We start from the raw sequence: 16,236 nt of genomic DNA on the forward strand, positions 1-16,236 counted from the left end.
TTCACTGAACAACTGATCGGCACCACGCTCGATCATTCTTTGACGCTGCTCGATCGTGGCTTTAACTCCTTGGGATTGCTGCATCAATGGCAGCAGGCAGGCACTGAGCGTCATTTGCCGCAACAGCGCCTTGAGGTGATGGCATAAGACCCGATACACGCTCGTCGCAGTCCTGAACCCCAGGCGGCAGAGCATGTTGGCAATAGCTTGCGGTGGGATGGAGTTAGCGGTTCATTTATGAAGTGTCTTTTGCTGACCAGCGATTGTTTCTACGCCCGGCTCGGCAATATTCGTTTCTTTAAGTGGAACCTCACCTACCGAAAGTGCTCGTTCGATGAGTAACTCGCTGCCCTTATCTTTCAATAAGGCCTGCAGCCGCTGGAATTCGCCGCACCAGATGGTCTCAATGTCGCGATCGCGCGCCTTGTCGCGATCGCTGCTGAGGGCTATGGCGCGAACCTGCAGACGGCCATTGTCGGCTTTGCCACCCACCTCCACGCCATAGCCGGGGGTGGCGGTTTTGCGTAGCACGACCTTGCCGGTTTCTGCCCAGGCGGTCACCATGCCTTCGCGCACTTCGTAGCCGAGGCTGGCCAAGCCGCCGAGCACGGCTTCGCGGCGGGCGAGGGCGGCCTGCTCTTGCAAGTGGGCAGTGATAAGCGTTTTACACTGTTCGATCAGTCCGGTGGTTACCGAGAGCTCGGTGTCGGTTGTACAAGCGCCAATATGATCGAGCAAGGTCGCGTGTTCGATGCCTGTGTAGGTTTTGACTTCGCTGGCCAGGTCCTGCAATTGTTCGAGACATTCGCGCTGTCTCTGGAAGTTTCGGGTGGACGTGGCGAGGTCGAGTACAAGGCTGTCGAGCAGCAAGTTGCGTCGCTTGGCATCGGTTTCCGTTTCCGCTCTTTGCAGTGCGAGGAGGAACGGTGCGGCGTGCTCTTCGCCTTGCAGCAACTGCAGCTCCACGATGTGGCGATCGATGCGTAGCAGACGTACGTCCCGCATCGAATCGGGCTCCCGGGCCGCTATCCATTCGCGCAGGGAAACCTCGGGTTCGTCGACCTTGAGTTGCTGCGCCAGGGCGCGCTGGGTATCGCTCAGGGTTGGCTTCTCGTTTGCCTCGCTCAAGTGGGCGAAACCCTTGGCCAGCAGACGTTCGGCATCTTCCCGACGGGCACCGCAGGCCAATCGTGAGAGCGACTTCAGCAAAGCTTGATCGACGCTTGCTGGGGTGGCTTGCAAAGCGTCAAGCAGGGTTTGTGCGTTGTCCTGGATGCGTCGGTCGCGTTGGCGCCGCTCGGCGGCACGGATGATCGCGCGTTCTTCGCGGTCTTCCAAGTCACGGCGCAAGTGCTCGATCTCCACGGGCACGGCCTTCTGCAGTTCCGCCAATCGGTCTTCTGCCAGCAGAGTGCGAAGGCGAGCGTGTCGCTCCAGGGAGGCAGAGCGCTCTTGTTCACTGAGCTCACCAAGCCTTGTGGCCTGTGTTTGCCAGCGCTGCGCGGCACGCTCCAGGCGTTGCAGGTGGCCTTCACACAGGGCGATGATTTCTTCGCGGGTAACAATGCGAACGACCTTGGGACCACTCATTGGCAGATTTCCGTATCAACTGAAGTAGGGGTGGGTGGCAGCGGCTGCTGGACTTGCATGGCCTGTTCGATTGCTTCACGCAGCCGCGTGCGCTCGCTGTCGCGGTTGTGATACCAGGCTTGTGACGACACACGGTGGATGTGCGGGATGGCGCGGTGCAGCACGGACGGGCGCCAAATTTCCCGGGCGCGGGCACGTTCCAGCAGATTGTGGCAAGGCGCATCGCACTCGATGCCGATTGCGTAGAGGCCCGTGCCTGGATTCTCGATGGCGAAGTCGAGACCGAAAGCGTCGCCTTCACTGGCGGGAGCGGCCTGCCATCCCAGGGAATGAATGAATTCACCGACCAGCCTGACAAAGCCATCACGTTGCTGACCTTGCTCACGATGCTGGCTGCTGCGGTCGGTCTGCAGGCGTTCCAGCAACTTGGTGCTGTTGCTGAACTCGCCCGAGGACAGCGCGCGAGCATATTCCAGATAGCCTTGCAGATAGTCTCGCGGGCTATTGGGGGCACGGTGTGTGTTGAGCATGTCGGAAATATCGGCGATCGGCATCGACGTGATCATCACCACCTTGCGCCGCGCGCGGGTCACCGCCACGTTCAGGCGTCGTTCGCCCCCCGTCTGTCCCAGCACGCCGAAGCTACGGCGGAATGTGCCTTGGCTGTTGCGGCCGAAGGTGGAGGAGAAGACGATGATGTCGCGTTCATCCCCCTGCACGTTCTCCACGTTCTTGACGAACACCGACATGTCCTCGCCGTCTTCGCTGCGCTCGCGCTCTTGGACGTAGGCGGCGCGGAACAGCTCATCCTGCTCTGCACGCTGCTCCAAATGCTCCTCGATGAGGTCGGCCTGCTTGCGGTTGAAGGTGACGACACCCACCGAGGGGCGCTGCTCGTAGGGCTTCTGCCACAATTCGCTGAGGTACTCGACGACCCGCTCGGCTTCCTGGGCGTTACTCTGGTTCTGATACAGCCCGCCGACCTGGATCAGCTCCAGCGGCTTAATGCGCTGGATGCTCGCCTGCGGGTGACGGACCGGAACGTTCAGGCGATTGCCATAGAACGAGGCGTTGGAAAAACCGATCAGTTCACGGTAGGCCGAACGGTAGTGGATCTGCAATGTGGTGCTGGGCAGGGCGTTGCGCGCCAGTTGCAGCAGGTCGGGGCAGTCCTTGATCTCACGACGGTTCCAAGTGTCTTCGAACGCTTCGCGCTGTTCCTCATCCGCGTCTTCATCCGGTTCGTCGCCGTCGAACACTTCGGCTTCGTCGCTTTCGATACGACTGGAAAAGAATGCCGTCGGCGGCATTTGCTTCTCATCGCCGCTGACAACCGTGACCTGGCCGCGGAACAGGGTCGGCAGGGCGAACTCAACCGGCATCTGTGAGGCTTCGTCGTAGATGACGGTATCGAATAGGCCGGCCTTGAGCGGCAGCACGCGGCTGGCCACGTCCGGGTTCATCAGCCATACCGGGCGTAGGTTCATCAGTCCGAGGTTATTGCCCAGATCGATGAATTCGCGCAGACGTCGAGAGCGTTTGCCAGTCAGGCGGGTGACATCTTCCCATTGCTTGCGACTACCCAGCTGAGCAAGGTTGATGTCGTTGGCCAGTAGCTCGCGATTGAGCAGCCGCATCTGCGCATCGGCTTGCGCGAGGCTGGCGACTTTGGCGCGGGCTTCGTCCTGGCTGAACAGCAGTTCAGGATTGGTTTGCTCGACGCGGTGTTTCCAACCCAGTCGAGCTTCGCGGTTGAGCAGGCGCCGCACCGCGGCTTCAAGGTGTTCGGGCGCAATGCTGTCCAGCTGCTCCTGGCGTTGGCGCAGCAGTGCGAGCAACTCCAGGTCGGCTGTCGTCAACTGACCGGCGCGCCCGCGGAATGTCTGGTAGGCGGCCAGGAAGGGCAGCGCTTCATGCAGCCGATCAAGAGGCAGTTGATTGCTCAGATTGTGCTCGATGGCGTGCTGCAGTTGCTGCACCAGTTCTTCGCCCAGCCAGTCGCCAAGTACCTTGAGTTGCTCGAGGCTGGATTGGCGAACGCCATGGCGCATCAGCGAAGCATCGAGATCGCCGAGCAGCGCCTCGAGATGCTGTTTATCGCCGGCGAGAGCGGCCTCGTCTGCCTGCCGGGCGCGGGGTGATTGCGCCAAGGCCAGGGCCAGTGCCTGGATCTCCAGGAGGTGGCGGATGTCGCTCTTCACGAAGCTGATCAACTCCAGGCAGGCTTGTCTACCCACCGTTTCCAGCTCCAACGCCTGATGCTGGGTACTCAGCTCGGCGCGCAATGGTCGCCACTGGCTTTCAAGGCGGATGGCTGCCTGCAGGGTCGGCAGCGCTTCAATAACACGGCTTTCCCCCTGACCTTGAAGGAAGTTGCGCAGTCGCTTGCGCCGCAACAGATGCAGCGGGTTGATGTTCGCCAACCAGGACCGGGCGGCCATGACCTTGGTGCAGTCTTGATCCAGATGCCTGAGGGCCTTGTTTTCGAGCAGGCAGAGGGCCGGTGACAAGGCGGGGGCGTAGTGGTCCTGATCCAGTTGGTCGAACTGCTGATCCAGTTGCTGTAGTTCGCCGAGAATCGACTCTCCCCGTGGGGATTGGCCCGCTTCGCGGCTGCGGAAAAGCGGTAGCCACCGCGCAAGGCGCAGACGTTGCTCTTGCTTCAGGTCGAGCAGGGCAGCGACATGGGCCGCTATCCAGTTACGGTACGGCACCGGGTCTTCGATTTCGAAGCTGGCAGGGTGTGCTTGCAGCGTGGCCTGACGGTTGTGTTCGGCTTGGGTGAAACTGTGCAGATTGTCGGTGAAAACCTGCAAAGTCGCCCGGTCGGCGGCGAACGACTGCAACTGGGCCAATGGACTGCCTTCGTAGCGTGCGGGCAACCACAGGCGAATCAGAGGGGCGCAGCTTTCCTCCAAACGGGTCAGGCTAGCGAGGTCCAGGGAGGCCAGGCGTTGGCGCAGGGCCGGAAACTCAAGCGGGGCCGGGCCGGATTCCAATTCAATCAACTCGCCGAGCAGCCTGCGATAACTGAGGCCGGTATTTTCATCCAGGCGATGCAGGCTCTGGTGAAAGCGGTCGAGTTCGCCCTCCAAGGTTTCGATGCGGGCCGCGACCTGTTCGCGCTGGCGCTGCCAGCCCTGCGCCTGGCTGCCGTTCGTGAACAGGCTTTCCAGTTGTTCGCGAATGCCGCGGATGACGGGCTCCCGGTCGCGGTTGACGTCGTTGAGCATGACGATGCGCTGGCCAAGGCCTTCGGCGACCAGGCGTTTGTACACCACCTCCAGCGCCGCATGTTTCTGGCAGACGATAAGCAAGCTGCGCTGGCGGCCGATGGCGTCGGCGACCATATTGACGATGGTCTGGCTCTTGCCGGTTCCGGGCGGTCCCTCGACCAGTAATCCCGGACTTTGTCGGGCCTGGATCACGGCCGCTTCCTGGGAGGGGTCGCTGGCTACAGTGAAGTAGCGTTGCAGTTCGCCTGGCGGGGCCTCGTGCTTGGTTTCGTCGGCAGTCTTGAGGCGCAACGCCGTTTCCAGGCCGGTACCGGCGGGCGACAGGGTTTTCAGTTGGCGCAGGTCTTCGCCGATGGCTTGCCCCATGAAGGTCACGTGAAACAGCACCGCCGCGCAGTCCAGCTCGTCTTGGTAGGGCGCGATCTCCACGGTGCTGGCGGGCAGGTTGCCAAGGGCGCGTGAGCGAATGGTGGCGAGCATGCCGAAGGCGTCCATCACATCCGCCGCACGAATTGACGAGCGGCCCAGCAGTTCATCGGCGGTCTTGCGCCAGCGTTTGCAGGTTTCGGCGCCGAGCACGCTTTCCAGCGCGGGGTTGAGCCGCACTTCCTCACGCTCACTGTCAAACGCCAAGGCGGCGTGACCACGAGAACCCAGCTCCAGCAGTAGCTTCACTGGCCACAGTAGGAGCGGGATGATCCGTGTACGCGTGGTGCCGCGAGGGTCGCGATTGAGCAGGAAAGGGAAGCCCAGGTACAGGCCGTCGATGCCGGTGTCGCGTTTGTACAGCGCGCTTTGCCGGTACAGGGCATGCAGGCGCGATTCCAGCTGGCCGTTGAGCTGAAAACACTCTGGGTCGAGGCTCACTGCCCGGGCATTACGTTGCAGCAGGTGATCGAGCAAAGCCGCGGCCGGACTGCGCTCGCTGTTCAGTTCACTGATGTCGACGCGTGCGGTGGTCTTGCCGATGCTCATACGCACCAGTGGCCCGCGCATCACTGCGGTCACCACCTTCTTCTCGAAGAAGTCGAGGATCTGTGAGACGTACTGTTGTTTTTGTGGTTCCAGCCAGTGACTGGACGGGATGGCCAGCAACACCAGTGCCTGGGCCAGCGGCATTCGTCGCTCCAGACGGAACTGCTCGGCCCACTCGTCCACTACCGGCACGCCACAACGGGCAAAGCCTTGGATGCGCTCATCGACACTGCGGTACAGCTCAAGTCGTGAATGCAACAGCAGTTGAGTCGCTTCTTCGGCGTCGAACCAACCGACATCGGCAGCCCTGGCCAGCTCGGCGGCGGTCTCTACAATCGAGGCCGCCGAACGGAACTGACTGAATGCCGCGCTGAGCAGCACGATCAGATCTTCTTCGGCGATCACCCGGCGCTCCGACAGTGAGGTCAGTCCCGGATGGTCGGTGTCTGGAAACAGGCGTTGGCGCTCTTGCCATTGCGTGGACAGCTTGGCTCGCGAGGTCGATAGCAGGAAGATCCGCAGTTGCTCTTCGACCAACTCGATGTGTTGGTGCAGGGCACGCTGACGTACGTTTTCGGCGCGGGATTTGAGACGCGACAGCCAGTTGTCGGTCTGCAATTGCTCAAGCAGGTCCGGGACCGACCCGCTGATCAGGCGATAGCCTTCCAGTGGGTGCTCCAGTAGCCATCCTGGTGTGACGATGTCGCCACGGTGAATCAACGGGATTTCCGGATTGAGGATTCTCAGTGCCAGCATGAGACGGAAGTCGTCCTCAATCCCTTCGTGCTGAACGACCTGACGCAGGCCGGCGACCAGAGCAGGGGCGAGGCCGACCTGCTCGGCCCACGTCACGATCACACCGCGCAGCAAATGGTCCAGGGCCTGTTGCCAGTTATCCGCCTGGGCTGCCGCCAGGGCAAATACCCCGGGCTTGTGGAAGCGGCGCTCGCCCAGCAGTAGGGTGGCGCCTTCACCTTCGTCCGTTTGCTGGACGGAAGAGGCTGGAGCCTCGACCGTAATACCGTTGAGCCAGTCTTCGACCTGCGACCATTGCCAGCGCTGATGACGGTCGCGTGCCAGCAGACCTCGCAGCAGCAGGTTCAGACGCGGGTCGAGGTCGTCGGGAATCGGTACCCCGTTGGCCAGCACGTGAATAAGAAATGCATTGGCATTGATGCCGTCGAAGCAGGCGCCTTGGGTCAGTTGCTCGAGCAGGATCATGCCCAGGCTCCACCAGTCCGAGGCCGCCGCAACGCCGCCGGCGATGGCTTCGGGTGCCATGTAGCGGCTGGTTTCCAGTGGCGACACGATGTCCAGGTCGAACTCGGACAGGCGTGCCGAGCCGAAGCCGCTGATGACCAGGTCCAGTGGCTCGCGGGAGCGTACCAGCAGGCTGGCTGGGCGCAGGTCACGATGGCGCAGGCCGGCCTCGTTGAAAGCATGCAGCGCCAGGCCCAGTTCGTTGACCACATAGTGCACGCTGTCACTGTCGCGGATCACGCTGCCCAGTTCTGCCAGGGTCCCGCCGGTGAGTTCTTCAATGACCTCATAGGCACGGTCATCCCAGCGGCCGGTGGCAATGATTTCGGGTACGTGCTCGCGTGGCAGTCGGCGGATCACATCATAGATCGCCGGGTCCGGTTCGGCGCCGGGTCGATACAGGGTCAGGACCGCCTGTTGCGCGGTTTCCTCGTGCTCGGCGAGGTAGCGTTCTCGCACACCGTCGGTGCTGCTGATCTGACGGATCAGGCGCCAACCATCGATCAGGGTCTGGGGGATACCCTCTGGTTCGCTGCTGTCTGGCCGGGCGTCGCCGGACGTTGCTCGCGCAGGTGAGCTGCCACATTCAAGGCACATCAGGTCGCCATCGACCATCGGGTGCCCATTTTCGCAGAGCAGCTCGGGGGCATTCCCCTGAGTCGTACTGACCGGCGGGAGGGTTTGCTCAGTGACGACGGCTTGCGGCCGCCAGCCGTCGGCATGAATGGGTTCGCCAGCGAGGTCCCAGCCGCAGGGTTGTTCCTGAACGAGCCCTTCGCAGAACATTTCCTGGAGGGTGCGCTCGGTTTTGCAGTTGGGGCAGAAACGTATCATGGGGTGTGCTCCACTCAGCGGCGTCGCGACGCGTGTGCGCTGATCTGTAAATGATGGCCTTGTTCATGCAGCAGATCGCGTAAGCGCAATAGGTCGTCACGTCGTGGGATGCCGGCCATCCAGACGCTGCCACTTTCGTCAAACATCAGGTCGAGCGCCTTGTCGGCGGGTTCGAGCAAGCGTTCGTAACGACCCAGGCGTGCCCGGCCCAGTGGCGTGAGCAGGCTCAGGCGTTGATTGTCACTGCCGCGCAAGGCCTTGGTCTGGCTGAGTGCTTCGACATAGGGGTCGCTGATCAAGGCATCTATCAAGCCCTTGGTCTGGAGCAGCGGCTCGTCGAGTTGCTCCAGGGAGTAGCCGCTGTAGACCAGGATGTCGAGCTCGCTGAGACCACGCAGGCCTTCGAGCAGCGATCGCAGGGCGTCGAACTGGTCGAACGGTTCCCCTCCGGAAATGGTGATTCCGTCGGCCTCGTGCAGCCAGGGGGTTATCTGTTCAAGCAGTTGCTCCAGTGACAAGCGCCGGTGCCCCGGCCCCCAGGTATCGGCAGAGATGCAGCCTGGACAGCGGATGCTGCAGCCCTGGAACCAGATACCAATACGCCGCCCCGGGCCGAGTGTGGTGACCGGAAAATGCATGCGCGACAGGCTAAGGTCCATGTTCAGCGACGTTCCATCTTCAGTCCGGTGATGTCCAACTCGGTGATCGTGAAGTGCTCGCCCGGTTGCGCGTCCTGATCGAACAGTGCCCGCGACAGGGGATTGAGCAGGCGTGCCTCCAACTGGTTACGAATGCCCCGGCCACCGTTGGACAGATCCTGCAGGCAGAGGTTGTGCAGTGTCTGGCGTGCCTGAGGGGCCAATTCGATAAACAGGTTCTGTCCCAGCAGGTCGTCGAAGGTGGCGTTGACCATCTGCTCGAAGATCTGCACTGCAACGCCTTCGCGAATGAAGTCGAAGACGATGATGTTCTCGCCGATTCGATTGAGGATTTCCGGCCGATTGAGCACGAGCTTGAAATACCGGTCAATCTCGCTGTGCACCTTGTTTTGGACTTGCTCGAAGGCTTCGCCTGGCAGGACGTTGGCAACGCGTTCGCCATTGTCGCCCTGGCGATAGATCCCCAGGTTGGACGTGAACACGATCAGGGCTTCCGAAAAGTACACCCGATCACCGCGGCCTGAAGTCAGCACTCCGTCGTCGAGGATCTGCAGGAACTTGTCGAGAATCCGTGGGTGGGCTTTTTCGATTTCATCGAATAACACCACGCTGAACGGTTTCTCGCGGATAGCATTGGTCAGCTCACCGCCGACGTCGTAGCCGACGTAGCCGGGCGGTGCGCCGATAAGGCGTTGATCGGCATGCTCGGCGCTGAACTCCGACATGTCGAAGCGGATGTATGCACTTTCGTCGCCGAACAACAGGCTGGTAATGGTTTTGGCAAGTTCGGTCTTGCCCACCCCGGTCGGCCCCGCGAGAAAGGCTACGCCCCGTGGACGGTTGCCCTTGCGACTGGCGCCGACGCCTGTCATCGCACGCTTGACGATGTCGAGCATGTGCGTCACCGCATGCTCCTGGCCTTTGACCCGCTGGTGGACGAGCGCGTCGGCATGCCGGATACGCTGACGGTCGATCTTCAGCCACGGGTCCTCGGTGACACCGATCTTGTAGCGGCGCACCGCATCGGCAATCTGCTCCATGGCTACACCCTCGACCCGCGCCAGTTGCGCAATGGCACTGAGATCGAGCAGCAGCAATCCCTCGGTGTTCTGGACAAAAGCTTCCACAGCCTGATGCATCGCCACTTCGCTGGCGCCCTGGTTGCCACTGAGCCCTTTGAGCAGCGCCGGTGCTAATGCTCGGCGGGACAATTGATCGGGTTTGGACACGGGAATGTGGCGCAGGCGCGGATTGTCGACCAGCAACCAGTCGGGTAAATCGCCTTCTTTTTCCACCAGCCATAGCAGGGTATTGAAGAACGGTTTGCGCAGCTCTGTGGCCGGACGGCTGCGAGCCTGATGGGATTGCACCAGGGCCTGGGTGAAGAGCTGGTGTTCAGCCGCGCTGAGGGAGTCGTTGCGAACCACCAGGCGTGAGGCGAAATCGATGATCAGCGCGATAGGTTCGCCAGCACGACCCACCAGCCGTGGCAGGGTGGCGCCCAACAGGTCGATACCTGCGGGTGCTACGCCATTTACCGGAGTCAGGCCAAGCTCCTGAAGTAACGTCTGGCCGGCTTCAGGGGCGGAGCCGGGTTTGTCGACTACCCGGAAACCGGACACGGGATCCCAGGCGATGACCTGGGTGTAGCCGGCATCGAGCAGGGCATTGCAGAGGGTTTGGTTGAAGCTCTGCGCCGTCACCGTGCCGGGTGCCACTTCACTGGCCTGCAGGTCGCGGATGTTGCCTGACAGGACGAATTGGCTCTTCAGCGGCAAGAAGCGCAGAAGATCTCGTAGCCAACGTGGGCTTTCAAATAGGGCAATCCCTGACATGTTTCAGCTCGTAACGTTGGGTCGGGACGGGCAGGGTATTGCTCAATGCGTCCATTTGCCAGTGCGCGGCTACGAAAAGTTGTGTTGAGAGAGTGCTTCTGAGGGCGCTCGTTTCACAGGAGGGGTTATGCAACTTGATCGAGGATTCGAGTGCATTTGACACGGTACTAGCTATGGCAGACCGGATTGGGGTCGCTATTTTTGCAGGAAAAAGCTGAGTCAAATGACCGCACAGTGCCTCTGGGTTGAGTGTTTTCCAAGATGATCAGCGATCAGACGATGCTAATTCTCTGCTTCGAGCGGGGCGTGACGACCTAAACGGTATCAGCCACGCGCTCTCAATTAATGTGCTCAGTTTTCGCCAGCAGTCCCTATTGCGCTGACCGATTTGCAATATACTGTTAGGCAACTACTGAAAAGAGATCTCTCATGTCCAAACTCGCAGAATTCCGTCAGCTCGAAAAGCACTTGGCCGAACAGCTCCAAGCACTTGAAGCCCTGAAAGACGATGCTGGCCTCAAGAAAGAAATTGAATTCGAGACCAAGCTGCGTGCACTGCTGGGTGAGTACAGCTACAGCCTCAAAGACGTGATCAACCTGCTTGATCCACAAGCCAACCGTCGAGCACCCGTTACCGAGTCCAAAGCCGGCAGCCGTAAACCGCGCCAAGTGAAGATTTACAAGAATCCTCACAGCGGGGAGGTTGTCGAAACCAAAGGTGGAAATCACAAAACGCTTAAGGAATGGAAAGCCGAATACGGCTCCGATACTGTCGAGTCTTGGCTGGCCAAGTGATTTTGTTTTGAGTGCAAACGGAGGGCCCGCAGAGGGCCCTTTTTGTTGAGGCATGCTCAATGGTGCTTTGGAGCAACGCCAATTCTTGCACAATGCGCTCGAGAGCGAAGTCTGAATAGGCTAAGCCCTGCGCTGATCGCACTATGAGCAGCTAACCTTCGACGGAGTGGGGCAACAGTTTTTTACCAGACCACAACGGATTTCCGCCGCCCTGGTGAGCTGTCTGATGAGTGCTACGGAGGCTTTTCTGACCTCTGGTGAAAGAGCCGCGATCATCGCGCTCTCTTCGGCTACCAGGTCGATTCGGATTTTCTGATAAAGCGCTTCACCCGCCTCTGTAGCCCGTATCTGAATGGCCCGTTTATCTTCCTGATCAACAGATCGCTCGACGTAGCCTTTGCGTTCAAGCGTATCGATAACCCGACTCGCCGTGCTTTTATCAAGAAACATTTCCTCGGCCAGTGCCTGCATTCGCAATGGCCCCTGCTTGATCAGCGTCTCTACCGCGTAGCACTGAGTGACGGAAACGTCATAGCAACAGATTCGGTCTCTGTCTCTAAATTGATAGACGCGTACGAGCTGATTCACTGCTTCAAATAGATTTTCAGCATCACTGATGAGGTCGGTATCGGTGCACTGGGTCATAAATGCCTCTTCTGTTGTCAGTACCAACAGTAGCTTTCAAAGGTTCCAGCTGCAACCACCCCCTACAGGGGGTTGACATCCCTAAAATTGGATTCTTATATTGGTTGCAGGTACCAACAAATGTGCTCGCCAGCTCGACTGGTCGCCAATTGATCCAGGCTTAGGGGCGATGAGGTGTGGAGATGTCTACCCGAATCCTCCTCAAAAATTACAGAACGAATGCTGGAAAACCCATTGAGTACGGGCCGGTGGAATCGTCGAAAAAACATGTCACTTCCTGCAGTCTGCCGATTTTCGACCTCATGCTGAGTTGTATTTTTAATACGCAGAAAACGTGCCCCTGGCGTAAACCGCTGGGTAAATCATCGAATCGTGCAAGGAAGCGACCATGTCCGAATTGGAACTCAGTTCCCCGTCAGCACCCACCTCAATGCGTAGCTCGATAGTCAAGGCTTTCTCCCTTCCGTTCCCTGTTTTTATGATCGTGTTGACTGTCGCTCTAGGGCTCGTGGGCGGGCTGGGGAACAGCGAAATAGTCTCCGTGTTGATCACAGGGTATGGGAATAACCTCGGTTACTTTTGCATTGTACTTCTCAGCGCGTTCTACCTTGCTGCCTGGTTAAGTCATGGACAGGATATTTACCTCGGTAAGGCAGGGGTCGTAATGTCTCCGTTGATGGGGGCAGGGATGGTATGCCCTGACACCGCATATGCGGCGCTATCTCCGCTGGCTGGTCGTTATAGAACTGCGATTGCGGTCGGCAGCTACAGTGGCTTCAAGTTGTTGATACCTGCCGGGCCGCTGATAATCGGCCTCGGTGTGGGGGCAAACGTCGAAGATCACCGATTGATTGTGCTGGGTCTAATTTTGATGGTGACGACTTTTGTGGCTGGCATGATTTGGCTCCGCTTGGTAGGCGACCATTCAGATGCCGTAGAAGCCTCGCCGAGCGAGGGTAGGGGCTTTCAGTGGGCCAGTTCGTCTAGGCTGCTGTTTCCTCTCGCACTGCTATTTGCGCTTTTGTTCATTGGGTACTTCGGTAAACTCTCCGCTGTTCCGGTCATAGGCTTTTTTACCGCTCCAGCCGGTGCGCTTCTGACCTCGGCTATTGTGGCTTATCTGCTGACCAAGCAAGAACACCGTAAGCCGATGTTAGATTCCACAATCAGGAGAACAGCGAATCTTCTATTTATAATTGGTTGCGCGTCCGCGCTAGGGCACATGCTTGCGCGTGTTGTACCTGCTGGATATGCCGTCGAGATCGTTACAGGTGCAAAGTCAGCATCGCTAATGTTGATCGGATTGTTTTCAGTTGCGGCTATTTTCAAGGTGATCAATGGATCATCCTTGGCAACATTTTCAGCCCTTCCTCCCATCCTCGCTCCTGTGTTGGCTAACACAGGAATAGATTTGATACCTGTTGTGTATGCGATCTGCCTGGGATCGTTTGTAGCCATTTTGCCGAATGACAGTTTTTACTGGTTAGTGCGAAATGATGCATTTGCGAATGGCAGTACTATAAATTATGTAAAAACAATAACAGGCGCATCGATCTTCCAGGCTTTTATAGGCCTCTGTGCCTTGTGTGTGATAACTGCCCTGTCTTTCTAGTGAATGAATAAGTACTGCTTCCTGATCTTGTTAGGAAGCACGTACGCCTGTGCCGAAAATTACTTGCAATGCATGAGCTGTATGGATATTCACCTCTATTGAGCGGGGGCATGGAAATGAAAGTAGCAGAGGCGACAACATTTGAAGGTGGTTGTCAGCCACTTACCGAGATATCTGCGGTCACAGCACTAATCGATGCAGGATTTGATGCGCCGTTGGTTGATCGAGCGAGCCGTATGCGTTGTGCTCAACTCACAGACAGATGGCTGGCAGATGCCTGCCTACGGGCCTGGGCCGCGTGCTGCAACTGGCTGGCGATCAGGGTGTTCTTCAGCAGATAAGCAATGGTCATCGGTCCGACACCTCCGGGTACCGGCGTGATTGCGCGGGCGACGGTACGCGCGCTGGCATAGTCGACATCGCCCACCAGATGGCTGCCAGATTCGTCGGTAATACGATTGATCCCGACATCGATCACCACCGCCCCAGGCTTGAGCCAACTGGCATCGATCAGCCCTGGACGGCCTACCGCCGCGACAACGATATCGGCCAGTCGACACAAGGCCGGGGCATCGATGCTGCGTGAGTGCACCACGCTGACCGAGCAGTGAGCTTGCAACAGCAGAGTCGCCATGGGTTTGCCGACGATGTTCGAACGCCCAACGACCACGGCGTGCAGGCCGCTCACATCACCACAGGTTTCCTGCAGCAGACGCATGCAGCCACTGGGCGTGCAGGGGGTAAGAACTTCTATGCCTTGCACCAGACCGCCGACGTTTTCGCGATGGAAGCCGTCTACGTCCTTGATCGGGTCGATGGCATGAATGACGGCCGCCTCGTCGATATGCCCCGGCAATGGCAATTGCACCAGAATGCCGTTCACCGTGGCATCGGCGTTCAGTTGGGCAATCAGTTCCAGCACCTGGTGCTGGCGGGTGTTTTCTGCCATACGGTACTCCAGTGAACGGATGCCGACGTCCTTGGCTCGCAGCAGCTTATTGCGCACGTAAACCTCGCTGGCCGGGTCTTCACCCACCAACAGGACCGCCAGAGCAGGGTAAATGTGCTGCTGCGCCAGGGTCAGAACCTCTTCTCGAACCTCGTCGAGAACCCGGGCGGAGATGGCCTTGCCGTCGATGTCGCGGGCAAGTGCGGGGATGGTGCTGATCAAAAGAGTCACCGTTGTCTTGATGGATAGAGGGCCGAAATAATCACCGAGGCGTCGTTGCGCCTCGATGATTTATCCGCGTTCTGCAGGCAAGGGGGCTCAGACTACCAATTGATGGCAGCCGTACACCACAAGAACACCGGCGATCAGGGTTCCTGTGCCCCAGATATCGGCACATCAGCAACACCTGAGCAGCAGGGTGTTGGCGACCCGTTTGCCGCCGCCGATCCTGTTCGCCATCACTTGGCCGACGCCCTTGGGGCTGTAGTTCGCTGGCGATAACAGGCCACTGTAGAGCGCCGATGAAACCCCTGCACCGCTGACGTCCAGTACGGCCGGTGTCGCCCGTTGACCGGGCCCCAGGCTGCCTTGGAACGCCAGGGTGAATGCCAGGATGCACAGTAGGCCCGCCTAAAAAATCGCCTTGAACGTGTCGCGCTTGGGTCTTTGAATTCCCGGGTATAGCACACCGCCGTTTCGAAGCCTAGGTGGACCACGTCGCCATGAACAGACCGCCGGCCATCAGCGACCAACCGGACAGCCCAGGGATCGGCGATCACTTCTCCGGACGTATCATGGGCCGGGGGGTATAACGGCAGGAAAACGGAGTCGCCGCTGACCCCAGGCCGGGATCGCGGCGAAGTGTCGAGCGTGTCGCTACTTGTAATGTTGTTCAAACACCGCCAATTGCTCAGGCTTGATCAACTGAAAGGGCACCCAGACGTCCGCTTCCACGGGCTCTCCCTTGATCATCTTGAGCGCTGCCTGTACCGCGCTGGTCGCCTGGGCCTTGGGGTCCTGGAACACCGAGGCGACCAGCATCCCACGCTTGATCGCCGCCAGGCCATCAGGCAAGCCGTCGATGCCAACAATCGCGATCTCACCCTTGGCTTTGCCGGCCTGCTGCAAGGCCATGGCCGCACCGATGGCCATCTCATCGTTGTTGGCGACGATGGCATCGAAACGGCTGCCCGCCAGTAGCCAGTTACTGGTCAGGTCCATCCCTTTGTTGCGCTGCCACTCGGCGCTTTGCTGCTCGACAATCTTGATCCCGGGATAATCCTTGAGCACCTGTTTGACGCCTTCGGTGCGGTCGTGGGTAGCGTTTTGCGCCAGGTCACCCATGATGATCGCGAGGTTGCCCTTGCCGCCGAGCTTTTCGGCCAGGTAACGCATTTGCAGTTGTCCGGCCTCAATGTCATTGGACGCCACGGTGACGACGCCTTTGGGCAAGTTGCGCTGGTCCGGGTGGCGGTTGACGTAGACCAGCGGGGTCTTCGCTTCGACCGCGGCGCGTGTGATGTTGGGCGTGGCGGAGGTGTCCACCGGCAGGACAATGACCGCGTCCACTTGCTGGTTGATAAAGCCCTGGACCTGGTTGAGTTGGCGCACCACATCGCCTTGGGCGTCCTCGAACTGAATCTGCACGTTTTCCTTTTTCGCGGCCTCGTCCAGGCCGTTACGTACGTAGGTCATGAAGTTGTCGTCGACCCTGGCGATGCTGACGCCGATGCGATAGTCGGCGGCGGCCCATTGGCTGAAGAGCAATAGCAGGGTGGCGAAAAGCAGTGTGCAACGACGCATGATGGTTTTCCTTTTGTTGTTATGAGTTGTACGTCACCAATAG

General features: G+C 59.3%; 9 protein-coding genes. 2 read left to right on the plus strand and 7 right to left on the minus strand.

The window, feature by feature from the left end; all coding sequences use genetic code 11:
• Nucleotides 1–231 precede the first annotated feature (231 nt).
• The 4 genes from AACY31_RS19035 to AACY31_RS19050 are packed head-to-tail and all read right to left on the minus strand — an operon-like array spanning nt 232 to nt 10,389.
• Nucleotides 232–1,590, minus strand: a complete 1,359-nt coding sequence (locus tag AACY31_RS19035; RefSeq protein ID WP_339482144.1) for a hypothetical protein — start codon at nt 1,588–1,590, stop codon at nt 232–234.
• The gene (locus tag AACY31_RS19040) at nt 1,587–7,895 is read right to left on the minus strand and encodes an AAA domain-containing protein (RefSeq protein WP_339504971.1); all 6,309 of its coding nucleotides are present in this window, start codon (nt 7,893–7,895) and stop codon (nt 1,587–1,589) included. The genes AACY31_RS19035 and AACY31_RS19040 overlap by 4 nt, the downstream gene beginning before the upstream one ends.
• Nucleotides 7,896–7,909: 14 nt before the next feature.
• Complete coding sequence (locus AACY31_RS19045; RefSeq protein WP_339482142.1) at nt 7,910–8,554, minus strand: 4Fe-4S single cluster domain-containing protein; 645 nt, start codon at nt 8,552–8,554, stop codon at nt 7,910–7,912.
• Nucleotides 8,555–8,556: 2 nt separating this feature from the next.
• Nucleotides 8,557–10,389: an AAA family ATPase gene (locus AACY31_RS19050; protein WP_339504972.1), complete on the minus strand. Its 1,833-nt coding sequence runs from the start codon at nt 10,387–10,389 to the stop codon at nt 8,557–8,559.
• Between the two features lie 429 nt (nt 10,390–10,818).
• On the opposite strand from AACY31_RS19050, the gene AACY31_RS19055 reads away from it, so the two are divergent.
• Entirely contained in the window at nt 10,819–11,184 is a 366-nt protein-coding gene (locus tag AACY31_RS19055) for a histone-like nucleoid-structuring protein, MvaT/MvaU family (protein WP_339482139.1), read from the plus strand.
• Nucleotides 11,185–11,325: 141 nt separating this feature from the next.
• Here AACY31_RS19055 and AACY31_RS19060 read toward each other — a convergent pair whose 3' ends face one another.
• Complete coding sequence (locus AACY31_RS19060) at nt 11,326–11,829, minus strand: MarR family winged helix-turn-helix transcriptional regulator (RefSeq protein ID WP_339482137.1); 504 nt, start codon at nt 11,827–11,829, stop codon at nt 11,326–11,328.
• 388 nt (nt 11,830–12,217) lie between these two features.
• Here AACY31_RS19060 and arsQ point away from each other — a divergent pair, with 388 nt between their 5' ends.
• Nucleotides 12,218–13,441 (plus strand): arsinothricin export permease ArsQ, encoded by a 1,224-nt coding sequence (gene arsQ / locus AACY31_RS19065; RefSeq protein ID WP_339482135.1) that lies wholly within the window; start codon nt 12,218–12,220, stop codon nt 13,439–13,441.
• Nucleotides 13,442–13,688: 247 nt separating this feature from the next.
• On the opposite strand, the gene AACY31_RS19070 is transcribed toward arsQ, so the two are convergent.
• Both AACY31_RS19070 and AACY31_RS19075 read right to left on the minus strand, forming a co-directional pair.
• Nucleotides 13,689–14,621 carry a bifunctional 5,10-methylenetetrahydrofolate dehydrogenase/5,10-methenyltetrahydrofolate cyclohydrolase gene (locus AACY31_RS19070; RefSeq protein WP_339492105.1) on the minus strand — a complete coding sequence of 311 codons (933 nt, stop codon included), beginning with the start codon at nt 14,619–14,621 and terminating at the stop codon, nt 13,689–13,691.
• Nucleotides 14,622–15,266: 645 nt separating this feature from the next.
• Nucleotides 15,267–16,193: a sugar ABC transporter substrate-binding protein gene (locus AACY31_RS19075; RefSeq protein WP_339482132.1), complete on the minus strand. Its 927-nt coding sequence runs from the start codon at nt 16,191–16,193 to the stop codon at nt 15,267–15,269.
• Nucleotides 16,194–16,236: the final 43 nt, after the last annotated feature.

This window comes from Pseudomonas sp. RL_105y_Pfl2_101 (genome assembly GCF_963970585.1).
GTDB lineage: Bacteria > Pseudomonadota > Gammaproteobacteria > Pseudomonadales > Pseudomonadaceae > Aquipseudomonas.

Bases quoted from the DNA above. Each gene is read 5' to 3' on its own strand.
- AACY31_RS19035 (WP_339482144.1), bottom strand. From the start codon at position 1,590: ATGAGTGGTCCCAAGGTCGTTCGCATTGTTACCCGCGAAGAAATCATC.
- AACY31_RS19040 (WP_339504971.1), bottom strand. From the start codon at position 7,895: ATGATACGTTTCTGCCCCAACTGCAAAACCGAGCGCACCCTCCAGGAA.
- AACY31_RS19045 (WP_339482142.1), bottom strand. From the start codon at position 8,554: ATGGACCTTAGCCTGTCGCGCATGCATTTTCCGGTCACCACACTCGGC.
- AACY31_RS19050 (WP_339504972.1), bottom strand. From the start codon at position 10,389: ATGTCAGGGATTGCCCTATTTGAAAGCCCACGTTGGCTACGAGATCTT.
- AACY31_RS19055 (WP_339482139.1), top strand. From the start codon at position 10,819: ATGTCCAAACTCGCAGAATTCCGTCAGCTCGAAAAGCACTTGGCCGAA.
- AACY31_RS19060 (WP_339482137.1), bottom strand. From the start codon at position 11,829: ATGACCCAGTGCACCGATACCGACCTCATCAGTGATGCTGAAAATCTA.
- arsQ (WP_339482135.1), top strand. From the start codon at position 12,218: ATGTCCGAATTGGAACTCAGTTCCCCGTCAGCACCCACCTCAATGCGT.
- AACY31_RS19075 (WP_339482132.1), bottom strand. From the start codon at position 16,193: ATGCGTCGTTGCACACTGCTTTTCGCCACCCTGCTATTGCTCTTCAGC.